This is a genomic window from Achromobacter sp. LC458 (assembly GCF_001005835.2).
Taxonomy (GTDB): domain Bacteria; phylum Pseudomonadota; class Gammaproteobacteria; order Burkholderiales; family Burkholderiaceae_B; genus Achromobacter; species Achromobacter spanius_B.
Genome location: NZ_LBHW02000023.1, coordinates 1 through 21,970, shown reverse-complemented (window position 1 = coordinate 21,970; position 21,970 = coordinate 1). Strand labels below are relative to the sequence as shown.

The following is a 21,970-nucleotide window of genomic DNA, read 5'->3' as shown; positions in this document are numbered from 1 at the left end:
AAACGTCCAGAAAGGCGGCCCGCGCAAACTCTGCCGGCCGCCTTTTTCTTTTTATCGAGGCGCCCGTGAACTCCACTTCAACCGCATCGCCCGCACACCAGGGGCTTTATATCGGCTTGATGTCCGGCACAAGCGTCGACGGCGTGGACGGCGTGCTGGTGCGCCTGGGCGACTCCCAGGCCCCGCAGGTGCTGGCCAGCGCCAGCCTGCCCATGCCGGAAAACCTGCGGCGCGAGCTCTTGGCGCTGAACGTTTCCGGCAACGATGAGCTGGCTCGCGCCGCCTTGGCCGCCAATGCGCTTGCCCGCTTGTATGCGCAAGCGGTTTCCGCCCTGCTTCAGGACGCCGCAGCGGATGCCACCGACGTGATCGCCATCGGCGCGCACGGCCAGACCGTCAGGCACCGACCCGATAGCGGATATACGGTGCAATTGAATGCGCCCGCGCTGCTTGCTGAACTGACCGGGATCGACGTCGTAGCGGATTTTCGCAGCCGCGATGTGGCCGCCGGGGGCCAGGGCGCGCCGTTGGTGCCGCCCTTTCACGCGGCGATCTTCGGCGCGCCGCATGGCCGTGCCGTCCTCAACCTGGGCGGTATCGCCAACGTCACCCTGCTTGTTCCGGGCCAGCCCGTGCGTGGCTTCGATACCGGCCCCGCGAACGTGTTCCTGGACGCCTGGTGCCAGCGTCACCTGGGCCAGCCGTACGACGCAGACGGCCGCTGGGCCGCCACCGGCCAGGTGGTGGCGCCGCTGCTGGAACAGTTGATCGCCAGCGAACCGTGGTTTGCGCTGCCCGCGCCCAAGTCCACCGGGCGCGACCTGTTCAACCTGCAATGGCTTGATGATCGTCTGGCGGTCTTTGACGGCCCCAAGCCCGCGCCCCAGGACGTGCAGGCCACGCTGCAACGCTTGACCGCCCGCACCGTGGCAAACGCCATCGATGCCGCGGCGGCGGGCACGCAGGACGTCTTCGTATGCGGAGGAGGCGCGCGCAACGCGGGCCTGATGCAAGAGCTGGCGTATTGCCTGCAACGGCCCGTACAGCCAACCGACGCGTTGGGCGTGCCGGCACAACAGGTCGAGGCATTGGCCTTTGCGTGGCTGGCGCAGGCATTCGTGCAGCGGCGGCCGGCCGGGCATCCCGCCGTGACGGGTGCACGCGGGGCGCGAATTCTGGGCGCGCTTTATCCGGCCTGATCGCCCAATCACTGCAATGCAAAAAGCCCTTCGGCATGCCGAAGGGCTTTTACTTTCCTGCCAGGGTTATTACACCGAGAACGAGGAACCGCAGCCGCACGTGGTGCTGGCGTTGGGATTGCGGATGACGAATTGCGCGCCTTCCAGGTCTTCCTTGTAGTCGATTTCGGCACCGACCAGGTATTGGAAGCTCATCGGGTCAACCAGCAGTTGGACGCCGGCCTTGTCCAGCACGGTGTCGTCTTCGTTGACGACTTCGTCAAACGTGAAGCCGTACTGGAAACCCGAACAGCCGCCACCTTGGACAAAGACGCGCAGCTTCAGGTCAGGGTTGCCTTCTTCGGCCAGCAAATCCTTCACTTTGGCGGCAGCCGAGTCGGTAAAGACCAGGGGCACAGGCGGGGCGGCCTGAAGATCGACGGTTTCGGTTACTGCATTCATGGTTCACTCCTGGCCGGGTCGGCCATATTTCGGTGAGCGGCAACGGCGCTCGCATAGTGTCACTATAGCGCAGGGCTTGACTAGACTCAAAGTTCCAGTTTGACACTTCGCGACGCGCGGACGGTTTCGCCTTCCAGGACGCTGACGGTCACGCTTTCGGGGACAAATCCCTCGGGTACGGCCAGGATGCCCTGGCTGCGTTGGTACTGATCGAACTGCAATGCCAGCGAGGCGGCCGTGGTGGTTTCGCCTGTAGTCGTTACCGGGCCGGTCTCGGCCTTGACCTGCATCGGCGCCAGGTCGACGGTAACGGTTTCGCCCTTGAGCACGCCCGTGGCTTGAAACCGCAACGCGCCCGCAAACGGCGTGCCGCCATTGCGGCCGCTGCGCATCAACAACACTTTGTAGCGCAGGCCGCCGCCTTCACGGTCGATCTGCACGCCCCGGATATCCACCGACCCTTCCGGGCCCGCAGGCAATAATTGTTCGTAGAACGCCAACTGGTCGCGCACCCGCCCGACCTCGGCCTGGGCGACGCGCAACTGCGTTTCAAGCTCTTGACGGGCCGACCGCTCAATGACGAGTTCGCCGTCCGCCGTATCCAGCTGGCTTTGCGTGTAGCGCAGCTGCGCGTTTTGCTGGCGCATGGCCTCTGCCTGCGCCTCGGCCTGTTGTGTACTGATCACCAAGGCGTCCGGCGGACGAGCCTGCCGCAGCGCATAGCCGTAACCGACGGCGCCTCCCAGCAGCACGCCGATCAGCAGCCCGGCAACGATGCGCAGCATCCCGCCTGCAGGGCGGGATGGCGAGCGGGAGGACGGGGCGTCGACGGGCATAAAGCGCGCAGGGCCGGCCACTTGCGCCGCCGGCCCGTGCAAAGCCTCAAGGCAGGATTGCCACCTGATCCAGGCCCGTGGATTCGGTAAACCCGAACATCAGGTTCATGTTCTGCACGGCCTGGCCGGCAGCGCCCTTGACCAGGTTGTCCTGCACGACCATGACGATCAGCAGGTCACCGTTGTCGGGGCGGCTAAGGGCGATGCGCAGGTTGTTGGACGCGCGCACCGACCGGGTCTCGGGCAGGCTGCCGGCGGGCATGACGTCAACAAAAGGCTCGTTGGCGTAACGCTCTTCGAACAGGGCCTGGAAGTCCGTGTCGCGCGCTTCGGGCAGGATGCGCGCGTACAACGTCGAGAACATGCCACGGATCATCGGCACCAGATGCGGCACGAAGGTCAGACCGACCTTGCCACCGGAGATCTTTTCCAGCTGCGACGAAATTTCCGGGTGGTGACGGTGACCCGACACGCCGTACGCCTTGAAGTTGTCGGACGCTTCGGAGAACAGCGAGCCAACCTCGGCCTTGCGCCCGGCGCCCGACACGCCCGACTTGCAGTCGGCGATCAGGGATTGCGTGTCGACCAGGGCCTTGCCGCCTTCCAGCAACGGGGCCAGGCCCAGCAGCACGGTGGTCGGGTAGCAGCCGGGGTTGCCGATCACGCGCGCCTTGGCGATGGCTTCGCGGTTCAGCTCAACCAGGCCGTACTGGGCTTCAGCCAGAATTTCGGGGCACGTGTGGGGGATTTTGTACCAACGTTCGAACGTCGGGATGTCTTGCAGGCGGAAGTCCGCCGCCAGATCGATGATGCGGGTTCCGGCGGCCAGCAGCTCTTGCGCTTGCGCCATCGCCACCCCGTGCGGGGTCGCGAAGAACACCACGTCGCATTCGGTCAGCGACGCCTTTTCCGGTGCGGAGAAGGCCAGATTCACGCGACCGCGCAGGTTCGGATACATATCAGCGACCGGCAAGCCGTCTTCCTTGCGGGACGTGATGGCGGTCAATTCCACATTGGGATGCTGCGACAGCAAGCGCAGCAGCTCGACGCCGGTGTATCCGGTGCCGCCGACAATACCAACCTTGATACGGGTATTCGATGCTTGGGCCATGATAGGTATGAACTCTTCGTAGGACGAAAACAGATTGTATCGCCCGGAGAATACAGGGTTGCGCCGACGCGAGCATCGCGTGGAACGATCTGGACTCATCCGACCGAAAAAGGCGGCGCGGAGTTCCGCGTTGCAGAAGGCGGGCGGGACAAATCGGACACCCACCCGCCATCAATGCCCAAAAACAAAAAACCCGCCGAAGCGGGTTTTTTGCAGCAACATTAACGCTTGCTGAACTGCTTGCGACGACGTGCCTTGCGGAAGCCGACCTTCTTACGTTCGACTTCACGGGCATCGCGGGTCACAAAGCCAGCTTGCGACAGTGCGGGCTTCAGGGTCGCGTCGTAGTCGATCAGGGCACGCGTGATGCCGTGACGGACTGCGCCAGCCTGGCCGGTTTCGCCGCCGCCGTGAACGTTGACTTTGATGTCAAACGATTCCAGGTGGCCGGTCAGTTCCAGCGGTTGGCGCACGATCATGCGACCAGTTTCGCGGGCGAAGAAATCGTCAACGGGCTTGCCGTTGACAACGATCTTACCCGTGCCCTTCTTGATGAAAACGCGAGCCACCGAAGTTTTGCGACGGCCGGTTCCGTAATTCCAGTTACCGATCATGGCGTTTCCTTAGATATCCAGCGTCTTGGGCTGCTGGGCGGTGTGCGGGTGCTCGGCACCAGCATAGACCTTCAGCTTCTTGATCATGGCGTAGCCCAGAGGACCCTTGGGCAGCATGCCCTTGACGGCCTTCTGAATGGCGCGACCGGGAAAACGCTCTTGCATTTTCTCGAAGTTCGTTTCGCGGATACCGCCCGGGTACGTGGTGTGGCGGAAGTACTTCTTGTCCTTCGCCTTGGTACCGGTAACGACGATATCGGAAGCGTTGATGATGACGATGTAATCGCCAGTATCAACGTGCGGCGTGAATTCAGGTTTGTGCTTGCCACGCAGACGACGTGCGACTTCGCTGGCCACACGACCGAGGACTTTGCCCTTGGCGTCGATCACAAACCAGTCACGTTGGACTTCATGCGGCTTGGCCACAAAGGTCTTCATGATGGTTCCTAAGAATAAAAAGTTCTTGCTGACTAGAACGTCTAGCCAGTGTTCTTTCCCCAACTGGGCAAAAACCAAAAACCTGATGAACCGCAACCCAAGGATTCGGTTCGGGGTTTTGCCTTTATCGACGTCCCGCCTAAGCGTTATTACCCGCCCGTGCAATAGTCAAAATGAGGGAAAGCCTGAAATTCTAACACGGCTGCTCAAAGATTGGGCAAGCGAAAAGAAGTCAGGTGGCGGCTGGCCGCAAGCAACGTTGCAGCCAGCGCACAGACAAATCCGGGGACAAATCGCTAGCACCCGGGCCGGCCAGAGCCCGGCGCGATCAGGCGCCCAGGTAGGCTTCCAGCACGCGCGGGTGGCCCAGCAGTTCGCGGCCCGTGCCGGTCAGCGCCATGGCGCCGTTTTCCAGCACATACCCGCTTTGCGCGATCTTCAGCGCCTGACGCACGTTCTGCTCCACCAGGAACAGGGTCAGCCCATCGGCGTTGATGGCGCGCAGCGAACGGAAAATTTCCTGCACGACGATCGGCGCCAGGCCCATGGACGGCTCGTCCAGCAGCAGCAGGCGCGGCTTGGCCATCAGGGCCCGGCCAATCGCCAGCATCTGTTGTTCGCCACCAGACAGGTTACCGGCGATGCCCGTGATCCGTTCCTTCAGGCGCGGAAACAGGTTGAACACGTATTCCAGGTCGGAAGCCACGTTCTTCAGGCCACGGCGATACGCGCCCAACTCCAGGTTTTCCAGCACCGTCATGGTGGTCAGGATGGCGCGGCCTTCCGGCACCTGCACGATCCCGCGCGCCACCAGTTGGTGCGGCGCCAGGTTGGTGATGTCTTCGCCTTCGAACAGGACGCGGCCGCGCGCCTTGGGCAACAGGCCCGACAGCGCCAGCAGCGTGGTGGACTTGCCGGCGCCGTTGGCGCCGACCAGGGCGGTGATCTCGTTGGCGTTCAGGTCCAGGTCGATGCCGCGCACGGCTTCGATGTGGCCGTAGTTGACTTCGAGTCCGCGGACTTCAAGCATTGCGCTCATTGTGCAGCCTCCGCGCAACGCGCTACGGTATTCATCTTGGGAGCAGCCCGGCGACTCATTTGGCGGCCTCCACTTGTTCGGTGTCTTCGTCGTCTTCGCGGCCCAGATAGGCCTCGATGACCTGCTCGTTGTTGCGGATTTCGTCGGGGCCGCCGCAAGCGATGATCTTGCCGAAGTTCAGCACCGCGATGCGTTCGCACAGGCCCATGACGAAGCGCATGTCGTGTTCGATCATCAGGATGGTGTAGCCGCGATCCCGAATGGCCAGGATCTCGCGCATGAGTTCGGCGCGTTCGCCGGTATTCATGCCCGCGACCGGCTCGTCCAGCAGCAGCAGCTTGGGCTCGGTGGCCAGCGCGCGCGCCAGCTCCAGGCGGCGCTGTTCGCCGTAGGACAGGTTGTCGGCCAGATCGTTTGCCTTGTGATCCAGGCGCATCCACGTCAGCAATTCGTGCGCGCGCTCGCGGGCACGTTTTTCGTGCTCGCGGTAACCCGGCAGGCCCAGCAGCAGGCTGGGAAAGCCGTAGTTCATGTGCCGATAGGCGCCCACCACCACGTTTTCCAGCAGCGTCATCTCTTTGAAGAGACGAATGTTCTGGAACGTGCGGGCGATGCCCATGCGCGTGATGCTGTGCGGCTTCTTGGACAGGACGCTTTGGCCGTTGAACGTGATGGTGCCGCCGCTGGGCGGCAACAGGCCGGTGATCAGGTTGAACACCGTGGTCTTGCCGGCGCCGTTCGGGCCGATCAAACCGAAGATGGAACCCTCGGGCACCGACAGGTTGACGTCATGCAGCACATGCAGGCCGCCGAAGCTCTTGGAGACGGAAGAAAGCTCAAGCATGGCGCTTGCCCCCCTGGCCGCCCCGGCCTTGACGCATCCAGCGCTTGAAGCGCGCCGGATCCCAGATGCCTTGCGGCAGGAACAACACAATCACCACCAGAATCACTCCGTTGGCGACCAGGCGCAGATCCGCAAAACCGCGCAGCAGCTCGGGCAACACGGTAATGATGAAGCTGCCCAGCACGGGACCGGCCAAACCGCCGATGCCGCCCAGGATGGCCATGGTCAGGATTTCAACGCCACGGTCGAAACCGTATTCATTGGGACCGATGAAGAAGGTCAGGTGCGCGTTCAGGGCGCCGGCCAGACCCGCGATCATCGCGCCGGCCACGAAGGCCAGCATCTTGTTGGCGCGCACGTCGATGCCCATCAGGCCGGCCGCCGTTTCGTCGCCCCGAATGGCGTCGAACGAGCGTCCGATCTTGGAGGCGCGCACGCGCCACAGCACGAACAGCACGATGACGACCGCCAGCACCACATGCCACCACTGCGTCAGCTGCGGGATGCCGTTCAGCCCCAGCGCGCCGCCGGTAATGGATTCGGTGTTCAGGATGGTGACGCGCACCACTTCGCCAAAGCCCAGCGTGGCCATGGCCAGGTAGACCCCGGACAGGCGCAAGGTTGGCAAACCGATCAACGCCGCCACCAGCGCGGGCGCGGCCATGCCCCCGGCCAGCGCAACCGAGAACGGCGCGTCGTAGTTCATGGTGAGCAGCGCGGCGGTGTACGCCCCGATGCCCATGAAGGCGGCGTTGGCCATGGCCAGCATGCCGCAGGCCAGGGTCAGCCAGATGGAGAGGGCCAGCAATGCGTTGGTGCCCAGCGTAAGCACCAGGTTGCCGTAAATGGCCCAGAAGTTTTCGAATCCGCTCATTCTTTAAGCCTTGCGTTGAACCACTTTGCCGAACAGACCTTGCGGGCGCACCAGCAGGATCAGGAACAGCAGGCCGAAAGCCACCGCGTCGCGCATGGTGGAGCCGATGTAGGCCACCGACAGCACCTCGGCGAATCCCAGGAACAGACCGCCCAGCATGGCGCCGCGTATGTCGCCCATGCCGCCCAGGATGATGACCGCGATGCCCTTGTGCAGCATCGGCTGGCCCATCAGCGGGAACAGTGCGTTCGAATACAGGCCGATCAGCACGCCGGCCACGCCACCCAGGGCGGCGGCGGCGAACGAGGTCGTGACGAACAGCTTTTCAACGTTGATGCCAAGCAGCCACGCGGCCTTGGGCGATTCGGCGATGGCGCGCAGCGCGCGGCCGAACTGCGTGCGGCGCATGACGTACATCAGCACGGCCATCAACGCGAACGACAGGAAGATGATGCCCAGCTCGATCACGGTCAGGTGCAGGCCGGCGACCTCGATCACTTCCTCGGGCACGGTACCGTGCGGAAAGCGCAGGTTGCTGGCGCCAAAGATGCTCTGGGCGCCGTTATTCAGGATGATGCCCACGCCAATCGTGGCGATCATGGGGATCAAGTGGGGTGCGTTGCGCTTGCGCAGCGGCTTGAGGACCAGGTAATCGATGATGACCCCGGTGAAGCCGGCCACAAAGAACGCGACCATCAGCGCCGCCCACAAGGGCAGGCCGAATTGCTGAACCACGAACAGTGCCGCGTAGGCGCCAACCATGAAGACGGCGCCATGCGCCAGGTTGATCACCCCGAGCACGCCGAAGATCAGCGTGAAGCCCAGCGCGAACAGTGCATACACACAGCCCAGCGACAAGGCATTGACGAATTGTTGTTCGAACATGATGGGACTTTCCAGATCTATGAGGGCCCCATGCAGCGCCCACTGCATGGCCTGACGCCGCCCGCGAAGACGGCATGGCTTTTATTGGGACGGCCCTGCGATAAAAAGCGCCTTGCGGCCAGCCTGTGGGCTGGCCGCAAGGCGCATCCCCCCGCGCGGGGATGCGTAGCGCTTACTTTTCGATGACGTACTTGCCGTCCTTGGTCACGCTGACGATCGGCGCCTGGTCGGCGTCGTAGCCGGCGGGCTTGCCGGCGCGGTCGTTGGCTTGGCGGAACTTGAACGCGCCGGTGGCGCCGGTCCAGGTCACGGACGGCAGCGCGTCGCGCAGCGCGGCACGGTCCTTGGGCAATTCGCCGGTGATCTTGGTGTTCTTCAGTGCCTGGGCCACGATGTACATGGCGTCATACGACTGAGCCGCGAACTGGTCCGGCGAACCGTTGAACTTGGCCTTGTAGGCGTCGATGAACTTGACGTTCTCGGGGGCCTTGTTCTCGATCGACCACGGGCTGCCGATCCACAGATTGTTCGATGCGCCGCCAGGGGCCAGGTCGAAAATCTTGACCGAGTTCATGCCGTTGCCGCCGATGACCGGCACGTTCAGGCCCAGTTGGCGCGCTTGCACCATGATCGGGGCGCCTTCGGCCAGCAGTGCGGACAGCACGATGGCGTCGGGGTTGGTGCCCTTGATCTTGGTCAGCTGGGCCTTGAAGTCCACGTCGCCCTTGGCGAACGTTTCGGTCGTGGTGACCGGGATCTTCTGGTCTTCCAGCGCCTTCTTGAAGTTGTCGTAGCCGCTCTTGGTGAAGACGTCGTCGTTACCGTAAAGCACGGCCACGTTCTTCAGGCCGGTCTTTGCCTTGACGGTGGAAATCGTGGCCGGCAGCACGTCGGCTTCGGTGACCGAGTTGCGGAACACGTAGTTGCCGATGGACGTGATGCCATCGGCGGTGTTGGACGTGCCGAAGGCGACCGTCTTGGCCGCTTGCGCGATCGGGTCAGCGGCTTGGGCCGAGTTGGACAGCGTCGGGCCAAAGACCATCAGGACGTTGTCTTTGAAAATCAATTTCTTGAAGACGTTGATGGCTTCTTCTTTCTTGCCTTGTTCGTCTTCGACAACCAGCACCAGCTTGTTGCCGTTGATGCCACCCGCAGCGTTGATTTCATCAGCGGCAAGCTGGAAACCATTACGGATCGACACGCCGTACTGGGCGGCGCCGCCGGACAGGGCTTCTGCCACGCCCAGCTTGATGTCAGCCGCGTGCGCAGCCGGGACGATACCAGCGGCGATCAGCGCAGCCAGCAGCTTCTTGGTCTTGGATTGCATGGTTGATACCACCTTAAAGTCTGTCTCGGAATATTGGTAATCCGGGCTGGTGTAATCCCGCCGGATTGACGTCATATGCCGCCTAAAGGCGCCATGATTGCGCGTCAAGACCCGGGATATTACTCCTTTGTATCAGGCCGAAACTCGAATGTGGTTCGAGAAAAGCCCGAAAACCGCCCATTTTTTTGTAAAAAATGCGCTATTACTAGCAAAAACCCTACTTTGCACCGAATGCCATTCGGCGTCCGGCGCCCTCCTTCTACCGTCCCGACAACGCCACGGCCACGTACTGGCCGTAAGCATTTTCGGTCAGGCGGAACCACGGCATTGCCCTGTCGCGAAAGCCCATGTAACTGTCGTGTATTGCCTTGAATTTCGGGTCTTTGGCCGACAAGTCCTTGTAGACCTGTTGCGTGGCCTCGAATGCCACGTCCATGATGGATCGCGGAAAAGCGCGCACTTGCACGCCGCTTGCCGCCAGTTGCGCCAGCGCTGCCGGGTTGCGCGCGTCGTAGCGGGCAGTCAGCGACACGTGAGCAGCCAACGCGGCGGCCTGCACGATGGACTGGTAATGCTTGGGCAGCTTGTTCCAGGCGTCGTCATTGATATATAGCGACAGCTGCTCGCCGGGCACCCACCAGCCGGGTCCGTAGTAATACTTAGCTACTTTATTGAAGCCCAGCTTGGCGTCGTCATAGGCGCCCGCCCCCGCGATGGCTTGCAGCCCTTCTTTGTCGAAGGCCTGGGCAAGCGGCACCTGGGTGACCGGCTGCGGCGCTACGCCCAGCCGGGCTAGCACGTCCGCGCCAAGGCCGGAGACGCGCATTTTCAGGTCTTTCAGGTCAGCCTGGCGCTTGATTTCCCGCGTGTACCAGCCGCCCATCTGGGCGCCGGTATTGCCCAGCGGGAAGTTGATGATCTTTTCGGGTTTGAACAGTTCGCGGGTCAGGCGCAGGCCGTCGCCCTCGCTCATCCAGGCGTTCATCTGGCGCGCCGTCAGCCCGAAGGGCACGGCGGCATCGAAGCAAAAGGCGGGGTTCTTGGCGTGATAGGCGCGCGACGAGCCGTGTCCGCATTCCACCTTGTTGGTGGAGACGGCTTCAAGCAGGTCGGCGGCCGGTACGATTTCGCCTTCCGGGAAATGACGGATATTGAACTTGCCGCCGGTGGATTCCGTGACGAACTTGCAAAACTGTTCGCCTGCGCCGATGCGCAAGTCCAGCGCGCTGGGAAATGCAGAGGCAAGGCGCCAGCTCAAGGACGGCATGTCTTGCGCGAACGCAGGCGCGCTGACGGCGGCGCCGGTTGCAACGGCGCCCAGTCCGGCATGCTTCAAGAATGAACGTCGTTGCATCGCAATGCTCCTCAGCAGCTTCGGGGTACGTCGAGCAATACCCGCCGGATATTACACGGTGAGGCCGTGCCGGGCGCTAGAGGAATTCCCCAGCCGCGCGGCCCCCATCCCAATGCATTCGGCAGGATGGATGAGCGCGCCCGCGAGCGCGCTCATGGCTCAGGTGCCGGCGATGGCCATTTGCTCGATCAGGATCGAGCCGGTGGTCTTCGTGCCGCGCGAAATGGTGTCCGCGCCCACCGCAACGATCTGCTGGAACATGTCGGCCAGATTGCCGGCGATAGTGATTTCCTGCACCGCGTGCTGGATCTTGCCGTTTTCCACCCAGTAGCCAAACGCACCGCGCGAGTAATCGCCGGTGACGTAGTTGACGCCCTGACCGATCAGTTCGGTGACCAGGAAGCCCGTGCCCATCTTCTTGAGCATGGCTTCGAAGTCGTCGCCGCGCTTGGTCAGCGTGGAGCTGAACACCAGGTTGTGCGAGCCGCCGGCGTTGCCGGTGGTGGCCATGCCCAACTTGCGCGCGGTGTAGCTGGACAGGAAGTAGCCTTCCAGCACGCCGGCCGACACGACGTTGCGGCGGCGGGTACGCACGCCTTCGTCGTCAAACGGCGAACTGCCCATCGCGCCGGGGATGTGCGGGTCTTCGGTCAGGTTGATGTGCTTGGGGAAAATGGGCTTGCCCAGCGCGTCCAGCAGAAAGCTGGCCTTGCGATACAGCGCCCCGCCGTTGACGGCTTGCGTCAGTGCGCCGACCAGGCCCAGCGCCAGGGGCGCTTCGAACAGGACAGGGAACTTGCCGGTGCGAATGCGGCGGGCCGACAGGCGCGACAACGTGCGTTCGGCGGCGTAGCGGCCAATGGCTTCGGGCGATGCCAGGTTGGCCGGATCGCGTTCGGACGTGTACCAGTAGTCGCGCTGCATGCCGTTGCCCCGGCCGGCGATAGGCGCCACGGACAGGCTGTGGCGCGAATACGGGTAGCCGCCCATAAAGCCACGGCTGTTGCCCATGACGAACTGGCCTTCGTAGGTGCCCACGGTGGCGCCATCGGTATTCGTGATGCGCGGATCGACGTCACGCGCCGCGCGTTCGGCGCGCAAGGCGAGTTCGGCGGCTTCCTCAGTGGACACCGTCCAGGCGTGGTGCAGGTCCAGGTCGGGGAATTCCGTGGCCAGTTGGTCGGCGTCGGGCAGGCCGGCGGCCGGATCGGCGGCGGTGTGGCGGGCGATGTGCCAGGCGGCTTCGACCGTCTGGCGCAGGGCGGCTTCAGAGAAGTCGGACGTCGAGGCCGACCCGCGGCTTTGGCCGGCGTAGACCGTCAGGTCCAGCGAGCGATCGCGTGTCTGCTCAACGGTTTCGATGTCGTTCTTGCGGACCGAGACCGACAGCCCCAGGCTTTCCGAGACTTCCGCCGCCGCGTCCGAAGCGCCAATCTGGCGCGCGTAGGCGAGGGTTTGCTCAACGAGTTCGGAAAAACGCGCGTGATTCGCCGCCAGCGGCAAGGATGAGGAGGTTTTAACCATTGCTGTCCAATTTGCAGAGACGGTTATCATAGCCAAGTCTGTCATTGCGCAGTTTTCCATGAATTCCCATACTGAAGAAGAATCCGTCGACGACGGTTACGACGAGAACGGCTACGACCGTCCCAGCAAGTCCCAGGTCAAGCGTGAAATGCACGCCTTGCTGGACCTGGGCAAACAGCTGATCGAACTGTCCCCCGACCGCCTCAAGCAATTGCCGCTGGCCGAGCGCCTCTATGAGGCAATCCGCACGGCGCAGCGCACGACGGGCCGCGAAGGCCGCCGCCGGCAGATCCACTTTGTGGGCAAGCTGATGCGCGACGCGCCCGCCGACGAGATCCGCGCCCAGCTGGATGTGTGGGAAAACGGCTCGCGCGAAGAAACCGCCGCCATGCACCGGCTGGAAGCCCTGCGCGACCGCCTGCTGGACGACGACGACACGTTGACCAAGCTGCTGGCGAACAACCCACAAGCGGATGCGCAGCAATTGCGCACGCTGATCCGCGCCGCGCGCAAGGAAAAGCTGGGCAATGCCTCGCTGCTGCAAGGCCAGGAGCCGCAAAAGAAGCACTATCGCGCGCTGTTCCAGGCCTTGAAGACCTTGACGCTCTGATTCCCCCTTTTGATTTTTTTCGGCCGTCCATGAACGCTTCCAACGACCTGCTCGACTGCATCGAGATCGAAACCGCCTCCAACCCCACGCACGCCGTCATCTGGCTGCACGGCTTGGGCGCGGATGGCAACGACTTCGCCCCCATCGTGCCGGAACTGGACCTGCCCGCAGGGCTGGGCGTGCGCTTTGTATTTCCGAACGCGCCGGTGCAGCGCGTGACGATCAACAACGGCATGTCGATGCGGTCCTGGTATGACATTTTGGTCATGGACCTGGTCCGTGTGGAAGACGCCAAGGGCATCCGCGCTTCCGAAGCCGCCATCCACAAGCTGATCGCGCGTGAAAACGCGCGCGGCATCCCGACGTCGAACATCGTGCTGGCGGGCTTCTCGCAAGGCAGCGCGATGACCTTGCACACCGGCTTGCGGCTGACCGAAAAGCTGGCGGGCATGATGGCGCTGTCGGGCTATCTGCCGCTGCTGAACACGGCCGAAGCCGAACGCCACAGCGCCAACCACGCCACGCCGATCTTCATGGCGCATGGCCTGCACGACCCGGTTGTGTCGCTGGCGCGCGCCGAGGCGTCGGTGACGGAATTGAAGCGCCTGGGCTATGACGTGCGCTGGCACACGTATCCAATGCCGCATTCGGTGTGCGCCGAAGAAGTCCGCGATATCTCGGCGTTCTTGAATAGCGTGCTTGCCTGAAGCAGCGGTGATGTTCAGGCGCGCGCCGGGCTTGCCGCCCCGCCGCGCCTGATCTTGCCGGCTGCCGGGACCCGCTTGCGGCACGCCGCCGTGGCCTGGGCACTGCCCCCGGCAAGCCGGCTCCAGCCCCCTGCCGATAATCCGGCAAAAACCCCTTTGGTATACCAAGTGGTATTCAAGCCCTGAATTTTCCGGGCTGCGTCGGCGCTCGTCCATATAGAAAAACGCCAATCCCAAAAAGCTTGTCTACGCCCGCTGCTTGAATATAGTATTCGATCCATGCCTTGTCGGCCCGGGCTGCTGGTGTTCGGGCTTCCCTGTTGTTGCTGTCGATTCAACCCCATTGGCCATGCTGCGCCGGGTTTCGGCGTGCCATATAAGACGCAGGAGAAAGTCCCGTGAAATCCATGCCACTTCCCCGCCTGGCGGGCGCGGCGCTGCTTGCGCTGTTTGCTCCCTTGGCCGCCCAGGCCCAAGCCCTGAATCCCCCCGTGAAGGTGCGCTACGAAGAAGTGGTGCGATCCGTGCTTTACGTGCCCAAGTACGTGGCCCTGTCACAGGGATACTTCAAGGACGCCGGACTGGACGTGTCCATGAAAACCTCGCAGGGAACCGACAAGGGCATGACCGCCCTGCTATCGGGCAGCGCCGATATCGTGCTGATCGGGCCCGAGGCTTCCATCTATGTGCAGAACAGCGAATCGCCGGTCAAACCGAAGATCTTTGCCGGGCTGACCGCCACCGATGGCTTCTTCCTGCTGGCGCGCAAGCCGGTCGACAAGTTTGACTGGTCGATGCTCAAGGGCAAGGAAGTCATCGGGTTTCGACCCGGCTCGAACCCCATCGTGTTCCTGGAAACCGCGTTGCGCAAGCATGGCCTGGATCCGCAGAAAGACGTCAAGCTGCTGAACAACATCGGCATCCCGGCGCGTGCGGGCGCCTGGATGGCGGGCCAGGGCGAATACGGCATCTTCCTGGAGCCCGAGGCCGGCGAGCTGGTGCGCAACGGCAAGGGGTACATCGTCGCGTCGGTGGGCCATGAAGTCGGCCAGGTGGACTACACCGTCTTCACCGCCACCGACAAATACATCCGCGACAACCCCAAGGTCATCCAGGCCTGGACCAATGTGGTGGCGCGCGCCGAGAAGTACGTGAAGGACACGCCGGCCGCAACGCTGGCGCCGCAGATCATGACGTTCTTCCCGGGCATGGACCAGGGCGCCGTCACGGAAGCCATCGAGCGCTACAAGCAATACCAGATCTGGAAGACGTCGCCACTGGTCACCGCCGAGGCCATGAACAAGTTGCAGGACATGCTGATTGCCAGCGCCGTCATGAAGGACTCCGCCCGCGTGAAATACGAGGACGTGGTGGTGGCCGACTTTGCCAACAAGGTGCAGTAATGGGAGCCGCCATCCATAACCTGAAGCCGGCCACCGCCACCGCAAAAATCGAGCTGCGCGACGTCTGCCTGTCGTACTTCACGACCGATGGCGAAACCGAGGCGCTGTCGAACGTGTCGTTCTCGCTGGCGCCGGGCGAATTCGTCAGCCTGATCGGCCAAAGCGGATGCGGCAAAAGCACCTTGCTGTCGTTGATTGCGGGCCTGATTCCGCCCACATCCGGCGCCGTCATGGTCGATGGCCACAGCGTGACCAAGCCGAACCCGCGCATCGGCTACATGTTGCAGCAGGACTATCTGTTTGAATGGCGCACCATCCTGGACAACGTGATGCTGGGTGCCGAGATCCAGGGCCGGCGCGATGCGCGCAGCGAGGCGCGCGCCGTGCACATACTTGAAAAGTGCGGGCTGGGCGCGTTCCTGACGCACACGCCGCGACAGCTGTCGGGCGGCATGCGACAACGCGCCGCGCTGGCGCGCACGCTGGTCACCGAACCGGACGTGATTTTGCTGGACGAGCCGTTCTCGGCGCTGGATTCGCAGACACGCCTGGCCATCTCGGACGAAGTCGTGGACATCCTGCGGCGCGAGGGCAAGACGGTGGTGCTGGTCACCCACGATATCGGTGAAGCCATCGCCATGACGGATCGCGTCATCGTGCTGTCGCGCCGCCCCGGCCGGCTGAAAAGCCAGTACCGCATCCACTACGGCGACGGTGCCCGTCCCACGCCCTTCCAGGCGCGCTCGCGGCCGGAATTCAACGCCTATTTCAAACAGCTCTGGGATGAGCTGGACGTCCACGTGGAGGGTTGACCGATGAATTCCCCCGTTGCCAACACCGTTCCCCTGCGCGCCGTACCCGCGCCCAGCGCCAAATACCTGGACTACCTGCGCCGGGACCGCGCCAAGAAACGCAATATCCGGCTAAGCCAGGCGTTGTTGCTGATCGTGTTCCTGTGCGCCTGGGAAATCCTGCCGCGCATGCACATCGTGAACCCGCTGCTGACCAGCTACCCCAGCGCGCTGTGGCCCACCTTTATCGACCTGTGGAACAACGGCCATCTGGCCAAGCACATCATGACCACGCTGTCGGCCACGCTGGTCGGCTTCACCCTGAGCATGGCGATCGGCATCGTGGTGGCGGCCGCGCTGTGGTGGTCGGACTTCCTGTACAAGGTGCTGGACCCTTTCCTGGTGGTGGCCAATGCCATGCCCAAGATTGCCTTCGTGCCGATCTTCTATCTGTGGCTGGGGTCTGACTACGCCGTGTACGGCATGGCCGTCGCTATCGCGGTGTTCGTCACCATCATGGTCGTGTACGCGGGCTTTCGCGGCATCGACCAGAACAAGGTCAAGCTTGCTCACACCTTTGGCGCCAGCCGCTGGCAGGTGCTGACCAAGGTAGTGCTGCCGGGCAGCGTGCCCACGTTGATCGCGGCCGTGAAGATGAACATCGGCCTGGCCCTGGTGGGCGTGATCGTGGGCGAATTCCAGTCGGCCGATTCCGGGCTGGGTTTTCTCATCATGAACGGCAGCCAAGTGTTCAAGCTGAACATCGTCATGACGGCAATTGCCATGCTGGCGCTGATCTCCAGCGTGATGTACCTGATCATCTATCGCGTCGAAGCCGCCGTGGCGCGGCGCTACGGCTAAGGAGGCGTCATGGAATTTCCGCAATGGGTACAAGACCGCGTCGTGGCCCGGCAAGGTTGCCTGCATCCCTACGACACCCTGCCGGCAGCGCGCTGCGCGGTGGTCGTGATCGACATGCAGCAGTACTTCACCCTGCCCGGCTATCAAGGCGAATGCGCCCCGGCGCGTGACATCATCGCGCCGATCAACCGGCTGTGCGACACGGTGCGCGCGGCGGGCGGGACGGTAGTGTGGGTGCAGACGGCGTCGGACAACGCCGATGCGTTCTGGTCGCATCACCACGGGGTGATGCTGACGCCCGAACGCAGCAAGCGGCGCCTGGAAACGCTGCGCCGCGATTCGCCGGGGTTTCAATTGCACCCCGACCTGCACGTGGACGATGCCGACCCGCGCGTCGTCAAGCGCTTCTACAGCGCCATGGCGACGGGCTCGTCAGAGCTTGAACCGCTGCTGCGCGGGCTGGGCGTGGATACGCTGCTGATCACCGGCACCGTCACTAACGTGTGCTGCGAATCCACCGCGCGCGACGCGATGATGCGCGACTTTCGCACCATCATGGTCGACGACGCGCTGGCGGCGGTCACGCCGGCCGAACACGAACATGCCTTGCAGGGCTGGATGCTGTTCTTTGGGGATGTGCTGTCGGTGGACGAGGTCACGGCGCGGCTGACGCCGGCCGAGGCGGTGCGGAAAACCGCCTGACGGCGACGGCGCGTCGGGCTACACCCGGCAACAGGCGGCGCGTCATCGGCGGCCAGCCCAAGCCCGACCAAGCCAGGCCGGGCCGGGCCGAGCCGGGCCAAGCTGGGCCAACCCGATGCGCTACCGTGTCGGCGCCTAGGCCAGGCCCAGCCACACGCGCCGCATCGTCGGGTCTTCCGGGTCGGCGTCGTTGGTAAAGCCCAGGCTGGTCATCAGCGCCAGCATGGGCCGGTTGGTCGACAGCACCAGGCCATCGATGTATTCCAGCCCCTGCTCGCGCGCGGCGTCGATCAGCGCCGTCATCAGCTGGCGGCCCAGGCCGCGCCGCTGCCAATCATCGCCGATCACCAGCGCGTATTCCGCGCCGCGCCCGTCCGGGTTGCGCAGATAGTGGGCAAAGCCCACGATCACTTCGCGCGGATGGCCGCGGTTGGCCGGGTTGGGCACCTGCGTGGCCGCCACCAGCGCCAGTTCGCGGTGGTAATCCACCTGCGTATAACGCGACACCATGCGCGGTGTCAGCTCACGCATCATCGACACAAAGCGCATATAGCGCGACCGTTCGGACAAGCCGCGAATGAACTCCTGCAAGGCCTCGCCGTCTTCCGGGCGGATGGGGCGCAGCACCCACGGAATGCCGTCATTGAATCGGCGCACGTGCACCAGCCGCGTGGGATACGGATGGATCGCCATATGCGGATAACCGGACGTCTGCGGCGTTTCACAGCCCGGCGTTTCGGTCAGCATCATCCGCAGCCCGCCCGCGCGCAGATGGGTTTCACCGGCGTAGAGGGGGTCGATATCCAGCGTTTCGATGTCGGGCAATTCCGACACCATTTCAGACACCAGCACCACCGCCTGTTGCAGCGACTCGGCCGCCATGTGGCCCACGCGCGGCGCCAGCACACGGCGCCACAGCCGGCTGCGTTCGATCAGCTGACGGGCCAGGAAGCCGTTGAGCGGCGGCAGATCCATGCCGCGATCGGCCACGGACAGCACCGCGTCGGGCCCGCCCGCGCCAAAGCGGATGACAGGGCCAAACTGCGGATCGCGCCGCACTCGGATCGCCATGGGGCGGGATTCGGGTTCGGCGGACGCCACCTCCACCGGCATGTCGCGCAGCGGCACGTAGAACAGGCCAAGCAAGGTCCGGATTTCGGACGTATTCAATTCACGGCGGCAATCCGCCCGCACGCGCGCGATGAGTTCGCGCGCGGCGGCCAGGTCGGGCACGTGGGTGGGGGGTTCTTGCGGTTGCGTTTGCAGCAGCAGCTGCTGGTTGTAGTGGTGCGAGGCCAGCACGCCGAAGGCGTCGGCGGCCGATTCCGGCGTACGAAACGCCGACGTGCCCGCATCGTCCAGCATGCGGCGCAGCGGTCGCATGCCGGCGTCGCCCATGAAGCAGGTGACGACGGGCTTCTTCGCGCTGGGCGCAATCTGCGCCAGCTCGCGCGCCACGGCGGGCATGTCGGCCAGCGCGTCAGGCGCCAGCAGCACCAGCACGCCATCCACGCCCGTGTCGTCCAGCACCGTTTCCAGAATGGCGCGGATGCGTTCGGGCGTCAGCGGCGTGTAGGTAATGACGGGGTTGTCGCAGGCGGCGTCGGGCTCCAGCATGGCCTGAAGCGCGCGGCGGGTGGTGGGCGCCAGGTCGGCGCGCAGCACGGCGGCGTCGGGGCCGATCAGGTCCATGGCCAATTGCGGAGGCCCGCTGCCGTTCGAGATCAGCGCCACGCGCCGGCCCTTGGGGCGGCGCGTATAGCCCAGCACTTTCACGGCCGAGAACAGCTGCACGAAGTAGCGCACACGCACCGCGCCCGCGCGGCGCAGGGCGGCGTCGAAAATGGCGTCGGCGCTGTCGGCATCGGACCGACCCGCCTTGAGCACGATGACGGGCTTTACGCTGGCCGCGGCGCGCAGCGCGCTCATGAATTCGCGCGCCGGCCCCACGTCTTCCAGGTACAGCACGATGCTGTCGGTGCGCGGATCGCTGGCCAGGTAATCCAGCACTTTCGACAGCCCCACCACCGCTTCGTCGCCCAGCGACACGGCGGTGGAAAAGCCGATGTGCACGTCTTCGGCCCAGTCCATGACGGCGGCCATGATGGAGCGCGACTGCGCCACCAGCGCCACGCGCCCCGCGCGTGCCAGCACTGGGTGCTGGCTGAAGTTCAACCCGGCATGCGGCCGCTGCGCGCCAAACGAGCGCGGCCCCAGCAGTTCGCAGCGGTTCTCTTCCGCCCACGCGCGGCACAACGCCCAGGTGCCGCGCGGATACGGGTCAGGCAGTTCGTGCGGCAACAGGATCACGGCGCGCGGCGCCAGCGGCGACAGGCGGCGCAGCGTTTCCGGCAGCACGGCGGGCGACACGCAAACCAGGGCCAGATCAGGTCGCGCCCCCGCCGCCAGGCCTTCCAGGGCGGCGGGCAATTCCGGCGCGGCGCCCGCCTGGCAATCGACCACCGTGGTCTTCGCCTTGAGCGCGGGCGACAGAGAGCCCGCCGCCGGCAGTGGCCGGTCGGCAACGATCACCAGCGAACTGGGTTCGAACATGGGGGCAAGCGCGTGTCGCAGCATAGGGGGTACGCCCTAATCTAAAATACCGTTCATCGTAACAAGACAAGCCCGCCGTCCGCTTGATGTGGACCCAGCCTGACGCCGCTTTTGTGGCGCCGCAGCCGCTATCATTGCCACCTATGACTTCCAACGCCACCTCCCCCATTCGTACGCGCTTCGCGCCTTCGCCCACGGGCTTTCTGCATTTGGGCGGCGCGCGCACCGCGCTGTTCTCCTGGGCGTTCGCGCGCCACCATCAAGGCACGTTCGTGCTGCGCATCGAAGACACGGACGTCGAGCGGTCCACGCCGGAAGCGGTCGAGGCCATTCTGGACAGCATGCAGTGGTTGGGCATGCAGCCCGATGAAGGCCCCTTCTATCAAATGCAGCGCATGGACCGCTATCGCGAAGTGGTCGCGCAGATGCTGGCCGCCGGCACTGCCTACCACTGCTACAGCTCGCCCGAAGAAGTGGAAGCCATGCGCGAAGCCGCCCGCGCACGCGGCGACAAGCCGCGCTATGACGGCACGTGGCGCCCTGAGCCGGGAAAGACGCTGCCCGCCATCCCCGAAGGCCGCAAGCCGGTGGTGCGCTTCAAGAACCCGCAAGAAGGCGCCACGTCCTGGAACGACATGGTCAAAGGCACCATCAGCTTCGACAACACCGAACTTGACGACCTGATCATTGCGCGCCCGGACGGCACGCCCACGTACAACTTCTGCGTCGTGGTCGATGACTGGGACATGGGCATCACGCACGTGTTGCGCGGTGACGATCACGTCAACAACACGCCGCGCCAGATCAACATCCTGCGCGCGCTGGGCGCCACGCTGCCCGAATACGGCCACGTGCCCATGATCCTGGGCCCGGACGGCGAAAAGCTGTCCAAGCGCCACGGCGCGGTCAACGTCATGGAATATGACAACGACGGCTACCTGCCCGAGGCCATGATCAACTACCTGGCCCGCCTGGGCTGGAGCCACGGCGACGACGAGCTGTTCTCGCGCGAGCAGCTGGTGTCCTGGTTCGACACCAAGCACCTGTCGAAGTCCGCGTCGCAATGGGACCCGAAGAAGCTGAACTGGGTCAACGCGCACTACATCAAGCAGATGGACAACGCGGAACTGGCAGAACGCGTGGCGCCGCGCGTGGCGAACCGGGGCGGCCACCCTGAAAAAATCGACCTGCCGGGCGTGATGGGCCTGCTGAAAGACCGCGCTGAAACGCTGGAACAATTGGCCGATGGCGCGATGCTGTTCTGCGCGCCGTTCGCACCGGCCGCGCCGGAACTGGTCGAGCAGCACCTGACTGCCCCCGCGCGCGAAGCGTTGGCGGACTTTGCCCAGCGCGCGCAAGACACCGACTGGACCCGCGAGGCCCTGTCGGCGCTGATCAAGGCCGTGCTGGCCGACCGTGGCATGAAGATGCCGCAACTGGCGATTCCGCTGCGCGTGGCGGTGACGGGTCAAACGCAAACCCCGGCCGTCGACGCCGTGCTGGCCCTGCTGGGCAAGCAGACGGTGCTGGCCCGCTTGGCTGCGATCTAAGCAGGACGGACTTCAAGCCGGGCCGGGCAAGGCTGGTCCGACTCAGCACAGACCTGTTGAACCAGATCGGCTTAGCCAAGGCGATCGGGGTCGAATCCGATATGTTGGCCCCAAGACGGCGTTCCGAGTTTTCGGAACGCCGTTTTTTCGTTTTGCTATCGGCTTGCTATCGGCTTGCTATTGGCGGGCCGTTGGCGGGCTATTGGCGGGCGATTTTTTACATTTGGCGCCGCCGGCGAGCGGGCCAGGGGTGGGCTCTGGGGTGGGCGGCGTACTTAAAAAAAAAAAAAGAAGAAGAGACAGGGGG

At 64.1% G+C, this 21,970-nt stretch carries 22 protein-coding genes; 9 read left to right on the top strand and 13 right to left on the bottom strand.

Annotation, left to right across the window (positions count from 1 at the left end; all coding sequences use genetic code 11):
• The first annotated feature begins 65 nt into the window (after window positions 1-65).
• Window positions 66-1,199, top strand: a complete 1,134-nt coding sequence (locus tag YH64_RS18925; protein ID WP_046806108.1) for an anhydro-N-acetylmuramic acid kinase — start codon at window positions 66-68, stop codon at window positions 1,197-1,199.
• A gap of 69 nt (window positions 1,200-1,268) precedes the next feature.
• Here YH64_RS18925 and erpA read toward each other — a convergent pair whose 3' ends face one another.
• From erpA to pmbA, 12 genes are all read right to left on the bottom strand, one after another.
• Window positions 1,269-1,640, bottom strand: coding sequence for an iron-sulfur cluster insertion protein ErpA (erpA, locus tag YH64_RS18920; protein ID WP_006217313.1), 372 nt, complete (start codon window positions 1,638-1,640; stop codon window positions 1,269-1,271).
• An 86-nt stretch (window positions 1,641-1,726) separates the two neighbouring features.
• A complete protein-coding gene (locus YH64_RS18915; RefSeq protein WP_046806164.1) occupies window positions 1,727-2,476 on the bottom strand; it encodes a DUF6776 family protein in 750 nt (249 codons plus the stop codon).
• 46 nt (window positions 2,477-2,522) lie between these two features.
• Window positions 2,523-3,587, bottom strand: a complete 1,065-nt coding sequence (argC, locus tag YH64_RS18910; protein ID WP_046806107.1) for an N-acetyl-gamma-glutamyl-phosphate reductase — start codon at window positions 3,585-3,587, stop codon at window positions 2,523-2,525.
• Between the two features lie 221 nt (window positions 3,588-3,808).
• On the bottom strand, window positions 3,809-4,201 hold the full coding sequence (rpsI, locus tag YH64_RS18905) for a 30S ribosomal protein S9 (RefSeq protein WP_006217310.1): 393 nt from the start codon (window positions 4,199-4,201) through the stop codon (window positions 3,809-3,811).
• Window positions 4,202-4,210: 9 nt separating this feature from the next.
• Window positions 4,211-4,639 (bottom strand): 50S ribosomal protein L13, encoded by a 429-nt coding sequence (gene rplM, locus YH64_RS18900; RefSeq protein WP_006217309.1) that lies wholly within the window; start codon window positions 4,637-4,639, stop codon window positions 4,211-4,213.
• A 328-nt stretch (window positions 4,640-4,967) separates the two neighbouring features.
• Window positions 4,968-5,678 (bottom strand): ABC transporter ATP-binding protein, encoded by a 711-nt coding sequence (locus YH64_RS18895; protein WP_046806106.1) that lies wholly within the window; start codon window positions 5,676-5,678, stop codon window positions 4,968-4,970.
• A gap of 55 nt (window positions 5,679-5,733) precedes the next feature.
• Window positions 5,734-6,522 (bottom strand): ABC transporter ATP-binding protein, encoded by a 789-nt coding sequence (locus tag YH64_RS18890; protein WP_046806105.1) that lies wholly within the window; start codon window positions 6,520-6,522, stop codon window positions 5,734-5,736.
• On the bottom strand, window positions 6,515-7,396 hold the full coding sequence (locus YH64_RS18885; protein ID WP_046806104.1) for a branched-chain amino acid ABC transporter permease: 882 nt from the start codon (window positions 7,394-7,396) through the stop codon (window positions 6,515-6,517). Before YH64_RS18885 ends, YH64_RS18890 begins: the two co-directional genes overlap by 8 nt.
• 3 nt (window positions 7,397-7,399) lie before the next feature.
• A complete protein-coding gene (locus YH64_RS18880; RefSeq protein ID WP_046806103.1) occupies window positions 7,400-8,281 on the bottom strand; it encodes a branched-chain amino acid ABC transporter permease in 882 nt (293 codons plus the stop codon).
• Between the two features lie 172 nt (window positions 8,282-8,453).
• The gene (locus tag YH64_RS18875; protein WP_006226687.1) at window positions 8,454-9,608 is read right to left on the bottom strand and encodes an ABC transporter substrate-binding protein; all 1,155 of its coding nucleotides are present in this window, start codon (window positions 9,606-9,608) and stop codon (window positions 8,454-8,456) included.
• Between the two features lie 259 nt (window positions 9,609-9,867).
• Window positions 9,868-10,962: a TRAP transporter substrate-binding protein gene (locus YH64_RS18870; RefSeq protein WP_046806102.1), complete on the bottom strand. Its 1,095-nt coding sequence runs from the start codon at window positions 10,960-10,962 to the stop codon at window positions 9,868-9,870.
• A gap of 159 nt (window positions 10,963-11,121) precedes the next feature.
• On the bottom strand, window positions 11,122-12,486 hold the full coding sequence (gene pmbA, locus YH64_RS18865) for a metalloprotease PmbA (RefSeq protein ID WP_046806101.1): 1,365 nt from the start codon (window positions 12,484-12,486) through the stop codon (window positions 11,122-11,124).
• A gap of 58 nt (window positions 12,487-12,544) precedes the next feature.
• On the opposite strand from pmbA, the gene yjgA reads away from it, so the two are divergent.
• The 6 genes from yjgA to YH64_RS18835 all read left to right on the top strand — a co-directional run bounded on the left by yjgA (window position 12,545) and on the right by YH64_RS18835 (window position 17,560).
• Entirely contained in the window at window positions 12,545-13,096 is a 552-nt protein-coding gene (gene yjgA, locus YH64_RS18860; RefSeq protein ID WP_046806100.1) for a ribosome biogenesis factor YjgA, read from the top strand.
• 29 nt (window positions 13,097-13,125) lie between these two features.
• A complete protein-coding gene (locus YH64_RS18855) occupies window positions 13,126-13,803 on the top strand; it encodes an alpha/beta hydrolase (RefSeq protein ID WP_046806099.1) in 678 nt (225 codons plus the stop codon).
• 407 nt (window positions 13,804-14,210) lie between these two features.
• Window positions 14,211-15,206, top strand: coding sequence for an ABC transporter substrate-binding protein (locus tag YH64_RS18850; RefSeq protein ID WP_046806098.1), 996 nt, complete (start codon window positions 14,211-14,213; stop codon window positions 15,204-15,206).
• On the top strand, window positions 15,206-16,018 hold the full coding sequence (locus YH64_RS18845) for an ABC transporter ATP-binding protein (RefSeq protein WP_046806097.1): 813 nt from the start codon (window positions 15,206-15,208) through the stop codon (window positions 16,016-16,018). The genes YH64_RS18850 and YH64_RS18845 overlap by 1 nt, the downstream gene beginning before the upstream one ends.
• Before the next feature lie 3 nt (window positions 16,019-16,021).
• Window positions 16,022-16,858: an ABC transporter permease gene (locus YH64_RS18840; RefSeq protein ID WP_046806096.1), complete on the top strand. Its 837-nt coding sequence runs from the start codon at window positions 16,022-16,024 to the stop codon at window positions 16,856-16,858.
• A gap of 9 nt (window positions 16,859-16,867) precedes the next feature.
• Complete coding sequence (locus YH64_RS18835) at window positions 16,868-17,560, top strand: isochorismatase family cysteine hydrolase (RefSeq protein ID WP_046806095.1); 693 nt, start codon at window positions 16,868-16,870, stop codon at window positions 17,558-17,560.
• A 135-nt stretch (window positions 17,561-17,695) separates the two neighbouring features.
• Here YH64_RS18835 and YH64_RS18830 read toward each other — a convergent pair whose 3' ends face one another.
• Window positions 17,696-20,137: a GNAT family N-acetyltransferase gene (locus YH64_RS18830; protein WP_046806094.1), complete on the bottom strand. Its 2,442-nt coding sequence runs from the start codon at window positions 20,135-20,137 to the stop codon at window positions 17,696-17,698.
• A gap of 119 nt (window positions 20,138-20,256) precedes the next feature.
• Between YH64_RS18830 and gltX the strand changes: the two genes are divergently transcribed.
• Complete coding sequence (gene gltX, locus YH64_RS18825; RefSeq protein ID WP_046806093.1) at window positions 20,257-21,663, top strand: glutamate--tRNA ligase; 1,407 nt, start codon at window positions 20,257-20,259, stop codon at window positions 21,661-21,663.
• Between the two features lie 56 nt (window positions 21,664-21,719).
• Window positions 21,720-21,970: hypothetical protein (locus YH64_RS30385; protein WP_221935910.1), on the top strand; the 251-nt coding region annotated here is incomplete at its 3' end.